Origin of the sequence: Chryseobacterium urinae (assembly GCF_030518295.1) — a bacterium.
In the GTDB taxonomy this organism is placed as follows: domain Bacteria; phylum Bacteroidota; class Bacteroidia; order Flavobacteriales; family Weeksellaceae; genus Chryseobacterium; species Chryseobacterium mucoviscidosis.
The window spans coordinates 92,250-106,266 of the sequence record NZ_JAULSJ010000014.1 but is presented as its reverse complement, the minus strand read 5'-3'; the positions used below and the strand labels follow the sequence as shown (position 1 = coordinate 106,266).

At 36.5% G+C, this 14,017-nt stretch carries 16 protein-coding genes; 7 read left to right on the top strand and 9 right to left on the bottom strand.

Features of this window, described 5'->3' with window-relative positions; translation table 11 throughout:
* The first annotated feature begins 13 nt into the window (after window positions 1–13).
* The 3 genes from QWT87_RS11040 (at window position 14) to guaB (ending at window position 3,445) form a co-directional block, all read left to right on the top strand.
* Complete coding sequence (locus QWT87_RS11040; RefSeq protein ID WP_302716122.1) at window positions 14–1,285, top strand: DUF4252 domain-containing protein; 1,272 nt, start codon at window positions 14–16, stop codon at window positions 1,283–1,285.
* 25 nt (window positions 1,286–1,310) lie between these two features.
* Complete coding sequence (locus tag QWT87_RS11035) at window positions 1,311–1,817, top strand: DUF4252 domain-containing protein (RefSeq protein WP_302716121.1); 507 nt, start codon at window positions 1,311–1,313, stop codon at window positions 1,815–1,817.
* Window positions 1,818–1,984: 167 nt separating this feature from the next.
* Window positions 1,985–3,445 (top strand): IMP dehydrogenase, encoded by a 1,461-nt coding sequence (gene guaB, locus QWT87_RS11030; RefSeq protein ID WP_108409352.1) that lies wholly within the window; start codon window positions 1,985–1,987, stop codon window positions 3,443–3,445.
* Between the two features lie 129 nt (window positions 3,446–3,574).
* On the opposite strand, the gene QWT87_RS11025 is transcribed toward guaB, so the two are convergent.
* The 4 genes from QWT87_RS11025 to QWT87_RS11010 all read right to left on the bottom strand — a co-directional run bounded on the left by QWT87_RS11025 (window position 3,575) and on the right by QWT87_RS11010 (window position 6,394).
* The gene (locus tag QWT87_RS11025) at window positions 3,575–3,757 is read right to left on the bottom strand and encodes a bacteriocin-like protein (protein WP_087707109.1); all 183 of its coding nucleotides are present in this window, start codon (window positions 3,755–3,757) and stop codon (window positions 3,575–3,577) included.
* A gap of 142 nt (window positions 3,758–3,899) precedes the next feature.
* Window positions 3,900–4,598 carry a T9SS type A sorting domain-containing protein gene (locus QWT87_RS11020; protein ID WP_302716120.1) on the bottom strand — a complete coding sequence of 233 codons (699 nt, stop codon included), beginning with the start codon at window positions 4,596–4,598 and terminating at the stop codon, window positions 3,900–3,902.
* Window positions 4,599–4,607: 9 nt separating this feature from the next.
* On the bottom strand, window positions 4,608–5,201 hold the full coding sequence (locus QWT87_RS11015) for a phage tail protein (protein WP_087707115.1): 594 nt from the start codon (window positions 5,199–5,201) through the stop codon (window positions 4,608–4,610).
* Window positions 5,202–5,323: 122 nt separating this feature from the next.
* Window positions 5,324–6,394 (bottom strand): DUF4407 domain-containing protein, encoded by a 1,071-nt coding sequence (locus QWT87_RS11010; protein WP_302716119.1) that lies wholly within the window; start codon window positions 6,392–6,394, stop codon window positions 5,324–5,326.
* 169 nt (window positions 6,395–6,563) lie between these two features.
* Between QWT87_RS11010 and QWT87_RS11005 the strand changes: the two genes are divergently transcribed.
* On the top strand, window positions 6,564–6,974 hold the full coding sequence (locus tag QWT87_RS11005) for a hypothetical protein (protein ID WP_116099400.1): 411 nt from the start codon (window positions 6,564–6,566) through the stop codon (window positions 6,972–6,974).
* A gap of 41 nt (window positions 6,975–7,015) precedes the next feature.
* On the opposite strand, the gene ruvC is transcribed toward QWT87_RS11005, so the two are convergent.
* On the bottom strand, window positions 7,016–7,570 hold the full coding sequence (gene ruvC, locus QWT87_RS11000) for a crossover junction endodeoxyribonuclease RuvC (protein ID WP_076396396.1): 555 nt from the start codon (window positions 7,568–7,570) through the stop codon (window positions 7,016–7,018).
* 56 nt (window positions 7,571–7,626) lie between these two features.
* A complete protein-coding gene (locus tag QWT87_RS10995; protein WP_302716118.1) occupies window positions 7,627–8,154 on the bottom strand; it encodes a 2'-5' RNA ligase family protein in 528 nt (175 codons plus the stop codon).
* 82 nt (window positions 8,155–8,236) lie between these two features.
* On the opposite strand from QWT87_RS10995, the gene QWT87_RS10990 reads away from it, so the two are divergent.
* Genes QWT87_RS10990 through QWT87_RS10980 form a run of 3 tightly spaced genes read left to right on the top strand, consistent with a single transcriptional unit; the run spans window position 8,237 to window position 9,908 of the window.
* Window positions 8,237–8,560: a PadR family transcriptional regulator gene (locus tag QWT87_RS10990; protein WP_302716117.1), complete on the top strand. Its 324-nt coding sequence runs from the start codon at window positions 8,237–8,239 to the stop codon at window positions 8,558–8,560.
* Complete coding sequence (locus tag QWT87_RS10985) at window positions 8,557–9,174, top strand: hypothetical protein (RefSeq protein ID WP_302716116.1); 618 nt, start codon at window positions 8,557–8,559, stop codon at window positions 9,172–9,174. The genes QWT87_RS10990 and QWT87_RS10985 overlap by 4 nt, the downstream gene beginning before the upstream one ends.
* A gap of 8 nt (window positions 9,175–9,182) precedes the next feature.
* Entirely contained in the window at window positions 9,183–9,908 is a 726-nt protein-coding gene (locus QWT87_RS10980; RefSeq protein WP_302716115.1) for a hypothetical protein, read from the top strand.
* A gap of 1 nt (window position 9,909) precedes the next feature.
* Here QWT87_RS10980 and QWT87_RS10975 read toward each other — a convergent pair whose 3' ends face one another.
* From QWT87_RS10975 to QWT87_RS10965, 3 genes are all read right to left on the bottom strand, one after another.
* The gene (locus QWT87_RS10975; RefSeq protein ID WP_302716114.1) at window positions 9,910–11,058 is read right to left on the bottom strand and encodes a serine hydrolase domain-containing protein; all 1,149 of its coding nucleotides are present in this window, start codon (window positions 11,056–11,058) and stop codon (window positions 9,910–9,912) included.
* Window positions 11,059–11,156: 98 nt separating this feature from the next.
* A complete protein-coding gene (locus QWT87_RS10970; RefSeq protein WP_302716113.1) occupies window positions 11,157–13,406 on the bottom strand; it encodes a carbohydrate-binding domain-containing protein in 2,250 nt (749 codons plus the stop codon).
* Window positions 13,403–13,894 (bottom strand): T9SS type A sorting domain-containing protein, encoded by a 492-nt coding sequence (locus tag QWT87_RS10965; protein WP_302716112.1) that lies wholly within the window; start codon window positions 13,892–13,894, stop codon window positions 13,403–13,405. The genes QWT87_RS10970 and QWT87_RS10965 overlap by 4 nt, the downstream gene beginning before the upstream one ends.
* Window positions 13,895–14,017 lie beyond the last annotated feature (123 nt).

Below are 14,017 nucleotides of genomic sequence, written 5' to 3'. Positions count from 1 at the left end.
AAAAAATTGACTCATGAAAAAAGTATTCATAATATTCGCACTCGCTTTTTCCCATTTCTTTAATATTTACGGGCAGGAAAAAGATAAGTTAGATCAACTTTTTGATAAATATCAGGAAGTGGAAGGAGTAACGTCCATTAAAATTGCCAAACCGATGTTCGGAATGCTGAGCAATCTGGATTTGGGAGATGCTGAACTGGATCAGATAAAACCGTTATTATCCAAAATTAACGGACTGAAAGTTTTCATTGCCGAAAAACCACAAGACGGAAGTTCTGCGAAAGGACAGAAGCTGTCGCAAATCAACAAAGACATTTCTTCTTATTTAAGCAATCTTAAGTACAGTGAAATCATGACGATGAACAGTAACGGAGCTAAAATAAAATTTCTTTCAGCAGAAGAGAAAAACGGAATTTTGGATGATCTATTATTGAGCATCGATAGCGGCGGAGAGGAAAATATTCTTGTAAAACTGGACGGAAAACTTTCGATGAATGATATCAATAAAATCATCAATTCTACAGAAACAAAAACAAATCCGGTTACCAATACCAGAAATAACCTCACTTCGGAAAATACCTCTTCTTATCTGAATGGCGAATCCAGAAATGTAGGCGAATTCTCTGGAGTTCAGGTGAGTACGGGTGTTAATCTGGTGTTCAAGCAGGAAAGTCCTACCAATGTAAAGGTAATTGCCGATGCCGATAAGCTTCAGTACATTATTACAAAAGTTGACAACGGCGTTCTGAAAGTGTATGTTGATAACAAAGGACAGAAAAATTTAAAATTTAAAAACATCAGTGTCAACGTTTCTTCGCCAAGAATGGATAACATTAAAGCGTCTTCGGGAGCAACTTTTACCACGATTAATTCTGTAAAAGAAAATAACCTTACCATTGATGCATCTTCAGGTTCTGTGGTGAAAGGGAAATTCAATATTTCGAATAATGCTTTAGTGGAAGCGTCTTCAGGAACAAGCGTGAAAGTTGAAGTAAATTCCAGAAGCTTAGTATTTAAAGGATCAAGCGGGTCAGATGCAAGTATTCAAGGTGAGGCAGAAACAGCAGCTTTTGATGTCAGCAGCGGTGCGGTTTGTAAAGGCGAAGCATTTCAGGCAAATCAAGTGGAAGCGGAATCTACTTCGGGATCTAACCTTTCTGTAAATGCGGTAGATAAATTAAAAGCGAAGGCTTCATCAGGCGGAACCATCCGATACAGAGGAAATCCTGAAATTACTTCAGACATCAGCAAAATGTCAGGCGGAAGTTTAAAACCCATCAACTAAAAATTTAATTTAAATCCAAATTGCCATGAAAATATTAAAACACCTTTTTCTTATCGCCTGTGCGATGTTCATGTTACAATCCTGTATAGTTTCTTCGGGAGCCGGTAAAATGGCTTACTTTTCAGATTCCGGAAACGATTTTAAAGGGGCAAAATTTACCACCATCAATGTTCCGATGTTTTTAGCAAAACCTGTTATTAAAAAAGCATTAAGAGAAGATGGTGAAGATAATGAAGAGGTAATCCGCCTGATTAGAAAAGTCTCTAAAATTAAAATTTTGACTGTTGAAAACGGAGATAAGTCGATGTTGAATGATTTTGCAAAGTATTTAAATAACAATAATTATGAAGAATGGGCAACCATAAAACATAATGGTGAAAATGTTGACATTCGGGTGAAACAGAAAGATGAGGTTATTAAAAATATGCTGATTACTGTAAATTCAGATAAAGAGCTTGTTTTTTTAGATGTTCGCGGAAATTTTACAGCCAATGATATATCAAAAATGATTGCTTCGGCATCCGATAAATAGCAATATATCATCAAATCATATTACTAAATTGTTTTTTTATACAAACTACCGTTCCGTAAAAAGGAGCGGTTTTTTGATTTAAGTTATTGATTATTAAGTTTTATTTAAACTATGAAAATCGATTTTCGTATTTCGGTAAAATACCTTAATTTTGCAAGAAAGTAAAGATGTCTATTCATAACAAAATTGTAGAGACAGCCATCACTTTCGATGACGTGCTTCTAGTCCCTTCTTATTCAGAAGTTTTACCTAATCAGGTTTCTTTAAAATCAAGACTTACCGACAAAATTACGCTTAATGTTCCGATTGTTTCCGCTGCAATGGATACTGTTACAGAGGCTGAACTGGCAATTGCACTGGCAAGAGTCGGCGGTTTAGGATTTATTCATAAAAACATGACGATCGCTGAACAGGCTGCACAGGTTAATCGTGTAAAGCGTTCGGAAAACGGAATGATTTCAGATCCTGTTACCCTTTCAAAAGATCATACTTTGGCTCAGGCTAAAGAAACAATGGCGAAATATAAAATCTCCGGACTTCCTGTTGTAGATGCCGAAAATACTTTAATCGGGATCATCACCAACAGAGACGTAAAGTATCAGGAAAATCTTGACATGAAGGTGGAAGAGATCATGACGAAAGAAAAGCTGATTACTTCTGATAAAAATACCAATCTGGAGAAAGCGAAAGAAATTCTTCTTAAAAACAGAGTGGAAAAGCTTCCGATCGTAGATGCTGAAAATAAACTGGTAGGATTAATTACCATTAAAGATATCGACAATCAGTTAGAATATCCAAACGCGAACAAAGATCAGAGCGGAAGATTAATCGTTGGAGCAGGAGTGGGAGTAGGAGAAGATACACTGGAAAGAATCGAGGCGCTTGTAAAAGCAGGCGTTGATATCATTGGAATCGATTCAGCTCACGGGCATTCTATCGGAGTCTTAAATAAAATTAAAGAAATCCGACAGGCATATCCGGATCTGGATATCGTTGGAGGAAATATCGTAACGGCTGAAGCGGCTAAAGATTTAATCGAAGCGGGAGCAAATGTTCTGAAAGTAGGAGTAGGTCCCGGTTCAATCTGTACAACGAGAGTGGTTGCAGGAGTAGGAGTTCCTCAGTTATCCGCAATTTACAATGTTTACGAATATGCGAAAACAAAGAACGTAGCTGTAATTGCAGACGGTGGAATCAAGCTTTCCGGAGATATCGTAAAAGCGATTGCCAGTGGAGCAGGAGCCGTAATGTTAGGTTCGCTTTTGGCAGGAACTGATGAAGCTCCGGGTGAAGAAATCATTTTCCAGGGTAGAAAATTCAAGACTTATCAGGGAATGGGAAGTCTTTCTGCGATGAAGAGAGGAGGAAAAGAGAGATATTTCCAGAGTGAGGCTAAGAAATTCGTTCCGGAAGGAATCGAAGGAAGAGTTCCAAGCAAAGGATCTCTGGAAGAAGTAATTTTCCAGCTAACAGGAGGTCTGAGAGCGGGAATGGGATATTGTGGCGCTAAAGATATTGAAGCGTTACAAAACGATACAAAAATGGTAATGATCACAGGAAGCGGATTGAAAGAATCTCACCCGCACGATGTCATCATCACGCAGGAAGCTCCGAATTATTCTTTGTAATAATAGATTAAATATACTTAAAGGCTATCTCAATGTTGAGGTAGCCTTTTTAATCTTTTTATAAATTCACTTCAGTTTAGCCTATATAAAAATAAAAAGCCACTGCAACAGCAATGGCTTCTAATCTTATTAAAACGGAGAAACGATACAAGATCCTGGTGGAAGATCCTGAATTCTTCTGCATCCTCCAGGTCCGCAGCAAAAAATAGATGAATCTCCGCATCCGAAGTTTTCCTGGTTTGCATCACACATTTTGAATCCTCCTTTAATGCTTTTTAAGCTTTGTCTTGAAATTTTTTTAAGATTTTTCATAATAGATTAATTTTGATTTGTATCATATCAAATATATAAAAAATATTTTCTCATTTTTAAAAAATCTTAAAGTTGTGAATTATTTAATTTCAATAAAAAAACCTCCGCTTTTGGCGAAGGCTCATCACATATAATAAAATTTTTATTTCTTCACAAACTTAAATTCGTGAGTCTGGAAATTTTTAGTATTAATTTTCAAAAGATAGATTCCTGCACTCAGTTCAGAAACATTTACTTTTTCATTAAATTCTTCAGATTTTACAATTTGTCCAGCCATATTGTAGATCTGAACAGATTTTCCGTCTTTTATCCCTGAAATTTTAATGATCTCAGCAACAGGATTGGGGAAGATCTGAATGGCAGAAGCACTGTTCCTCACATCAGAAGCTGCAAGTGATGTACTGTGCAAATCTCCCGTCATGGTCGCATTGGAAGTCGTAAGATTTCCTCCGCAACCTCCGGCTTGTGAAGTAAATGATGTATTCTCAACCCAGGTTCCAAAAGTAATTGATGGTGGATTTTGTACGAAATTATTGTTACCCGTAGAATTATAGTAGATTAAGTTTGGGCTTGAAAAAGTTCCGTATCCTTCATCAGCAAGGAATTCCCATCTGCTTAATGTGTTGTTCCACTGAATTTTAAATTCGCAGGTTCCTAAGCCTCCACAAGGTTGTCCGTCTAAAGGTGTTGTAATATATATCCCTTTATTAAAGGCGTCTACTCCCGTTTTTGTAAAAACAAAATTCTGATTATCAAATATATTATGACAACCGTTAAAGGTGATCGTCTGTGCAAAGGCAGAACCGCCCAAAGCAAGACATAAAAGATAAAGAGTTTTCATGCTGATATTTTAAAATTGTGACGGGAAAATACCTTGTAAAGCAATAATACACTTCAGAGTAACGAAAGGAGGCCTGTTTTCGTGTGGCTGTCCTCCTCCTGTCTGGTTTACCATCGTAGATTTCATGGTTGTATTTGCAGCAGCATCAGAGTATTCTTTATCTAATCCTTTTGTATCGGCAGGAAGATTATTCGTAGGAGAATTCTGATTTCCTTCTGCGGTTACAGCATTTACCGTGTGTGAGTGAGGTGGCATTTGTGTTACCTGAAGTGTTACAGATTCTGTTCCTCCGCTTTGTCCCATCGTGTAGTTGGTAGGTCCTCCCGGAGCCTGTCCTTCGTGTACCAAAACTCTTCCTCTCATATCAGGTAAAGCGAATGTTGTGGTTCCGTTTCCTCCATAAGTGGTTCCTAAAAGTGCAAATAAAGCCTGATTTTGCGAAATTGGTAAAAGCTGTCCGTTACAGGCAGCCCAGTTTTTCGGAACAAAATTGTAAGGTACGAATGCGATTTGCCCTAAAAAAGGCTCTGAAGCTTGTGCTTTTAAAACAGAAGTAGATGCCATGCTCAATAGCAATGTGCATCCTAATACAAGTTTTTTCATGACGAATAAATTAGTTTTAATTAGGTGTTGTAAAGGTAGATATTATTCTACATATTTTTGTTATATTAATGAAAAAACCTTCCAGAGGTTTCTGAAAGGCTTATATTGTTACTAATAATAGGTTATTTTTGAAGTTTATCTTTAAAGTCTTCGATCCTGAAATCTGTTAAAGCATTGCCTTTTTCCACTTTTTCTTTTGAATATAATCTGAAATCATTTTCTGTTTTTTCTAAAAGATAATCGTAAGGTCCGACGTGGGAAATTAGTTTTACCAAAACCGGAGAAATTTCAAGACAGATAAAAAGTCCCATAATAAAAGCGGCAGCTAAACCGATAATGGCGGAGTTTTTTCCCAGTTCATCCAAAGCCTGTAATCTTGCTGCAAAACCATTGAATTTATCTTCAAAAGTCTCGGTAGATTTTCTCTCCGTTTCCAGATTGGTATATACTTTAGAAATTTCTTTATCTAAATATTCCAGTCTGGGAGCAACCTGTTTCTGGTAATTTTCCAGATCAAGTCTTCTCTGTTCTTTCAGTTCCTGCTTTCGTTTTGCATTGGGACCGAAACCTTCTTTTCCGCTGGTTAATCCGGATTGCTTTCCTAAAATTTCTTTTTCAAGCTCTACAGAAGCGGAATCATACGATTTTTGATAGTTGGCGATTTTATCGGAGATTTGTTTCTTTTCAGTCTCAAAAGGTCCGCTTTGCTGAAGAATTCTTCCGTTCATCTCGCCCTGAAGCTGTTTTTTATTTCTCTGAATGATGGTATTCAGTTGTTTGTTTACTTCCTTTTCAAAAATTTTAAGTTCGAGAGGTTTCGAAATAATAATTCCTAAAAAAGTCGCTAAAATTAATCTTGGAATTGCCATTAGAATCTGATTCCACCATGTTCCTGTCTTTTTGATGGAAGAAACGATGTATCGGTCCAGATTAAAAATCATTAAACCCCATAAAACACCGAAGCCTATCGCTGTCCAGATGTCATCGAAAACCGTATACATCGCATAACCTGCGGAAAGTGTTGCAAATACAGCCGTGAAAAGTACAATTCCTCCGATTCCCGCGAATTTATTCCATTCGCTCGGAGTTTTTCTCAGAATATGAATGTTTCCTCCGGAACAGACCATCAGAAACTTTTGGAACCAGTTTATTTTATAATTCACCTGATTTATAGTTTGTTGGTTGTTTTTCATGATAGAAAAATTTATACAAATGTACTACTAAAAATCATACCAATGTAAAAGATAGTATTATGTTTTACCAAGTATACGGGTTTGTTTTATTATTTTACTGTAAATCAATTAATTAAATTTATTAAATAAAATATTCTTATCTTTATGTATAATCACTAAATATCAAAATATGAAAAATGTAATCTGTCTTTCTCTGGCAATGGCTTCGTTTGCGCTTACTTCCTGTACCAAAGAAAAATCGATAGATGATGATCTGAAAGAAGTTGCCGCAAACATCAACAAAACGACACCTCAGAATCTTGCCGACGGAGTGCGTCTCGACAGCGTTTCTGTACAGCCGGGAAAAATTTTTAAATATAATTATACCCTAACCGACGATGTAAAAGAAAGTGTAAGTCCTGAAGAAATTCAAGTTTTTAAAAACAATGCGAAAGAAGGAGCTTTAAGAGTTATTAAAACTTCGCCGGAGATTAAAGAATTCAGGGATAATGATGTAACCATGGTATATAGTTACTATGATAAAAACGGAAAACCGACCGCCGATTTTAAAATTACCCCCGAAGAATACAAAACAAAGTAAACCAATCAATCACTCACAAAATATTTATCTGTGAGTGATTTTTATTTCAGCCGGTCCGGATTCTGTTTTAAAAAGCTTTCCCAGCCGGTATAAGATTTTGTATCTGCAATCGTTCCGGAATTGAAATGATGACATACCGCAACTGCCAATCCATCGGAGGCATCGAGATATTTTGTGGGAAATTCTTTCAGATTTAAAAGACTTTGGAGCATTCCTGCAACCTGTTCTTTACTGGCATTTCCGTTTCCGGTGATCGCCATTTTTATTTTTTTCGGAGAATATTCTGTTATCGGGATATTCCTGTGAAGACTTGCCGCCATCGCAACCCCTTGTGCGCGACCTAATTTCAGCATACTCTGAACATTTTTTCCGTAGAAAGGAGCTTCAAGAGCAACCTCATCAGGATGAAATTCGTCAATCAGCGCCAAAGTTTTATCAAAAATATATTTAAGTTTGGTTTCGTGGTTCGGATACTTTTTCAGCAATAATTCATGGATGGAAATCATTTCCATTTTTCCTTTTTTTATGGAAATAATTCCAAAACCCATCACGGTTGTTCCCGGGTCGATTCCTAAAATAATCTTCTCTGCAATCATTGCTTCAAAGATATGAACTTTCAGACTTTTAAGAATGAAATTTTTTGAATCATATTTTACAGCAGTTCCAGTTTCTTTTCTGCAATAGGAATCCAGTTTTCATCATGTCGAAGCAAAGTGATTTTATCAACTAAGAATTTAGTTTTATATTCTTTTTCTTGATATTTCTCCCATGCTTTCAGATAGTTTTCCCACGTCAGATTTCGAAAACCCACCGTTACATGAGGGTGGAAAGAATAATTCATAAAGTTGAATATCTCTTTCACACGAAGATAAAGATCATTGAGTTGTTCATTGTTTTCAGGTCTCACAAAGACTACGGGATTTTTAGTATGGGCAAAACTTCCGAAACCATTCAGTTCAATTTCAAAAGGAGAAACAGCGGTATCAATCTTATGGAAAGCTTCCAGAATGTCATTTTCTAAAGTAACCTCTCTGGAAAACGGCGGAAACAAAGTAATGTGCGCTTCATTTTTCAGAGCTTTGGAATTGTCAAAATTTAATGCAAAGTCCTGTTTGAATATTTTTACTTCTTCAATAATTTTTTGTGGCGGATAAATGGCGATGAAATACATCTTTTTCATTGATTGAAATTAAGAATTTTAAAATTAATTATGATGCATAAGAAAATTATGTATAGATTTGCTAGGTATAAAAGATGAGATATTGAAAAAGAATAGTCTTTATAAAGGAACCCTCCAAAACATCATCCTGAAGCTTCTTGCCAGGGAAGTAAAGATGTATGGATACCAGATCACGCAGCGCGCCAAAGAACTTACGCAGGGCGAACTGGAAATGACGGAAGGTGCGCTGTATCCGCTTTTGCATAAGCTGGAAGCGGAAGGAATGATTTTGTCTGAAATCCAGAAGATCAACGGAAGAGACCGGAAATATTATCTTCTGACCGAAAAAGGGAAAAAGCAGCAAGCAGAACAGGAAGCAGAAATGAAAAATTATTTATTTAACCTCAATACGATTTTTAATATATGATAACCAAAGAACAGGAACATCAAATAGAATTATATCTGAATTCAAAAAAACTGACTGCTCAGATTTTAGCTGAAGTGAAAGATCATTTTATTTCCCAGATCAGTCATCTGATGCTGTCTGAAAATTTAAGTTTTTCCGAGGCTTTTCTGAAAACTAAAATCAGTTGGAAGAATGAGCTGGAAATGGTAAACGCAGATTTTCTTTCGTTCAAAAAAGTAGCAAGAATCGAAAAAGTTATTTTACAGCAGAGGTTTAGAAAGATTGGCATTTTTTCTTTCATTCTTGCAACAGCAGCAATATTCATAATGTTTTTAAATACGGATGTTTTTTTTACAGTTCAGATTGTATTGTTGGGAAGCTTAACAATTCTCTTGGCATACAGTTTCATTGCTAAAAAGATGAAGTTTTCCAATTATATCGCCATGAGCTTTCATCCTTTACTGCTTAGAAATCTTTTTTTCGGAGTGCTGATCTTTGCTTTTGGATCTTTTATAACAGTAGAAAACTGGAAAATCATGGATATGAATGTTTCAAAATTTCTATCGGTATATTCTTTGGCGGTTCAGCTTCAGTTATTGTATTTCAATTCAAAGAAAATTAATGTTTTAGTTTAAAATTTAAAATGATGACTAAAGAACAGGAAAAGGAGATTACAGATTATCTTATGCTTCATAGGCTTCCTCTGGATATTTTGCTGGAAGTGAAAGATCATATGATTTCTCAGGTTGCTGATATTCAGACAGAAGAAAATTTAAATTTTCAGGAAGCTTTTCATAAAACCCAAAAATTGTGGGAAAGTGAATTTAAAATGACGAAATATTCTGTTTTCTACAGTGAAGAAATTCCGGTTATTGTAAAAAAAATAGCGAAAGCCAGATACAATAATATTCTTAAACGATCATTGTTATTGGGATTGATTTCTTTTGCTGTCAATATTCTTTTAATTTTTTTAGCCAATAATGAGGAAGTTTACAGTACTCTTTTCAAAATACAAAATGGATTGTTCGTTCTATTTACTTTTGGAGTCTGGTTTTTTAATCGTAAAATCTGGAAATATGTAAAACAGGATTTTAAATACAGAGGCAGACTTTTTTATTCTATGTATCAGCAAAATACTGGCTTACTGGTTGTTTCTATGACTTCAATGGCACAGATCATTTCCAAGAAAGGTATTTATCCGTATCTGTTTTTCAGAACTAACGATCACAGCGAAATTATTTTTGTTCTGGCAACATTAGTTCTTCCTTACTGTATACAGGTAATAATTATTTTCGGTCTTATCAATTTTTTCGAACATAAAAAATCATTAGAAAAAATGAAAGAGTTTCTGAATCTTTCTGCTGAATAATTTACATCTTCATTGCATTTCCTTTTGTAGAATTCATCTCCGAAATAGTACTTTCCAAAGCATCTGTAATTTTTTTGATCTCAACGTGAGGTTTAAAAGTAAATCCTTTTCCCTGTTCCTCATCGGCGATATTGGAAAGGATAATAACCGAAGTTTTTGTTTCCGGATAAAAGATATTTAATGAAGGTGAGCCTTTAACGTAACCGCTGTGGAAAAATGCCGACGGTTTTCCGATGTTGCTCATAATTCCGTATCCATAACCCATTTTCCCGAAAATAGCATGATGTCTTTCTGCACTTTTAGATTCAAACTTTTTCAGTGTTTCAGGACGGAGGATTTTTCCGCTGTATAAAGCAGTGTTCCACACATGAAGATCGTTAATGGTGGATAAAATTCCGCCCGCAGGAACTCCGATGTCTTTACCGGCAAGTCTTTTCGGCATATTATGTATCTTTTCGAAATTTTTTCTGTTGCCTAAATAAGCTCCGGCAAAGTTTTCTCCCGCAAAAGAAGTCGCAGTTGAAGAATGATTCATTCCGGCTGTTTTAAATAAATCTAAAACATTTTCGTCATACGATTTACCCGAAACTTTTTCCACAATTTTTCCCAATGTATTAAAACCGTCGTTGGAATAAAAGAAATCCGTTCCGCTTTTAAACTGGAGCTTTCCGCCTAAAGTATTCAGTCCCGAAGTATGGTTCAGAAGCTGATGAATGGTAATGTTTTCGTAATTTTTATTTTGAAACTCCTTTAAATACGTTGAAACTTTATCGTCTACATTCAGTTTTCCCTGTTCCATCTGAAGCAGAATTAAAACAGCGGTAAATTGTTTGCTTACAGAACCGATGGCAAAAACAGTACTGTCATTCATTTTTAATTGATCTTTAAAATCTGCAAAGCCCTGATTTTTTCTGTACAGTTCAACCGAATCTTTGAAAACCGCCACACTTCCGTTAAACTGATATTTTTTGAAAACAGAATCGATCTGGTTTTTCAGAAGACTTTTTTCAAAAGCAATAATCGTACTGTCTGCAATTGCCTGTTTGTCCACTTTTTTTCCGGACGGAATAAATGGAATCTCTTTTTGACAGGAAATTAAACTGACAGAAATAGAAGCACAAAGAGCAGAGAAAAGTAATTTTTTAATCATTTATTGTTTTTCTTTCAGGAAGCAATTTTTATGCCCCTGTTACGAAAAAGCCTCCTAATTTTCATTAAGAGGCTGGTTGTAAATTATTAAAATGATAATTAGAATGATACTGTATTTACGGTATTGGTTGCTGAAGTGGTAAAGGTACTTTTAAGCGTTCCTCCAGAAGTAGAATAAGTTCCTCCGGTGTATAATCCCCATCCTGAAGTTCCTCCTACATAGCTTCCGCCGGTATAACTTCCGCCAAAATAAACCTTATAAGTAGTACTGTTTGCAAGATTCGGACTTGAAAAATGGAAATAATACACTCCGTTTTTAGGCTTGAAGGTTACCATTTCCGTTCCCGAAGCATTTTCAATATGCAGCATAGAAGTGGCTGCAAGCTGTGCGCTGGATTTCAGGAACATACTTACCTGTGTGGAAGCAGCTCCCATTGCTTTGGTCATACTTGCATTCGATCCCGCAGAAATCAGAAAACCTCCGTTCATTAAAAAAGTTCCGTTGTAATCAATTCCTTCTTCCGGCTGACTTGTCGGTCCGTTTACAATAGTTGTTCCGCCTGTAATGGTGATATTTCCGTTGCTGTCGATCGCGTCGCTTCCTGCTACGATATTAATTCCTCCGGTAATGTACAGATGGCTGTTGTCATTAGACTCCGTTCCTCCGGCAACTGTTCCGTAAGTTGCATTAATTCCGTCGTTGGAAGCCGTTATATTGTTTACTCCTCCTGCTAAAGTAATGATCGGTGCTTCTACACCTTCACCAACTCCCGAAGTAGACGAAATTGCGGAAACCGTATTTGTCCCTCCATTTATGGTAACCGATGCATCCGAATGAATCCCGTCATCTGTAGAATTAAACGTATTGTTTCCATTGTTGATTGTAACAGCTCCGGTTGCAACCAAAGTTTTCGGGTGACTGTAATCTGTTCCGGATACTAAAAATCGGGCTCCAGTTGTTTTAATCAGTAAAACAGGATTTCCTGTTGCGCTTCCTATCGTTATCGTTCCGTCTGCTTTTAAGCCTTTTCCTCCTGTTCCCGAACTTGTTGTCGTCACAGAACCTGCATTAATCAGAAGATTTCCGTCTGCTGTAATGGCGGAAGAAGAGTAAGAGTCCAAAACGCCTGTTGTATTGGTGTAAGTAGCTCCGTTTCCTGCTGTGGTAATCGTTAAATTTCCATTATTGACTGTAATATTCTGAGCGGCTGAAATTCCTTTCCCCCCGTTTGCCGTAGAAGCTAAAGAAAGATTGAAGGTTCCTCCGTTTACAATAACGCTTGCATCGGTTTTTATGGCTGTGGAATACGAAGGATCGTAGCCGCTTCCTGAAGCGGTAAGAACTGCTGCTCCGGAAAGTGCGGCAGTAATATTTCCTCCGTCGAAAGTAATGTTTCCTTTTGCACTGATGGCTTTCGATTGTGCGCCAGTTAAAGTTAAATTAAATGTGCCTCCCGAAATTCCGATGGTTGAAGTTCCTGTTTTTATCGCTTTTACATCGGCTGAAGCCAAAGTTGCGGTTACATTTCCTCCCGAAATAGAGATCGCTGTATCTCCTGCATCAATTGCGTCCCCGGTTGCTGTGATGTTTACCGTTCCGCTGCTCATGACATAACCTTCCGAATGAAAACCGTCTGATGCGGCGGAAGTTACCGTAATATTTCCGTTCTGAACTTCAATTCCTGCCGAAGTGGAAATACCGTGCTTTTTAATTCCTTTAATGCTTAAAGTTCCTGTTCCTGTAAAAATTATTTTTCCATCGGTTTGTAATGTCCCGTTTTTTGTGCTTGAAGAACCGTCTGTTAATGAATTTGTTGTCCCTGCCTGAAGGGTAAAAGTATGAGTTTGTCCGCCGGTGATATTAATGGCAGATCCGGAAGCATTGGTAAGATTTAAATTATTCATTACAAAACTTGCGGGAAGAGAAGAGCTCATCGTGAGACTTCCTGTTGTGCTTGTTCCAAGTAAATTATATTCTAAATTATTGATGGTTGCTGTTGAAACAACATTCACCGTTCCGCCTGTTGCCGTAATAGTAACTCCCTGATTAGAATAAGGATTGATAATGGTTGCATTTTCTGAACCTTTGTAAATAATATAAATTTTAGTTAAGCTAACTGCAGTAGCAGAGAATGTTAAACTGTCAACGATGCTTTTCGGTAAGTCTAAACTTGCTGCAGCTCCGTTAATGTGAAATTTTGTATAATTTGAGTCAAATTTAATGCTGTCGACAACCGGAGTAGGAGAAGCGTACATATTGTTTCCCGAATTATGCGCCACAATATTGCTTTGGGCTTTTAATCCAAAAGACAAAAAACATGCAATTACGATATATAAATACTTTCTCATTTTTTAATCAGTTTTAAAGTTGTGTTGTTAACCTGCACCAGATAAAAGCCTTCTCTGAAGCTGCTGATATTGATGTCTTCATTGGGTTGATAAGTTCCCGACAGAACAAGTCTTCCTTCGACAGAATAGATTTTCACCTTTAAAGATTCTTTTTTGTCTGATGTTATTCTGATGAATTCTGCGGATGGATTCGGGTATAACCTGATCTGGTCTTTATTTATCCCGATTTCCTGAGTGGCTAAAATAGATGACGAAAGAGTAATTTTCCGGATAATACCGGTAGGGATAGAAATATCGGAAGCGGAACTCGCGGTTTTCACCAACAAATTGCTGCCTGAAAAGTAAAGTTTTCCGCTGTTTTCAATCGTGTAGTTCTGTGTGGAACCCGTGTAATAGGTAACTTTTATTGTTGTCTGTGCAAAGGAAGCTGTAGCAAACACAAATAAAAGCAAACACATCATTTTACTGAAAGGTTTTGCTATTTTCATTATCAAATTAATTTATATTTCAAAATTAATTTTTAGTTAACATTGAAAAAATAATTTGAGGTAAACAGTAAAAATGTGTCGGTGAATGAGAAATATTTAATTAAAATAAATTTTTATTGAAGG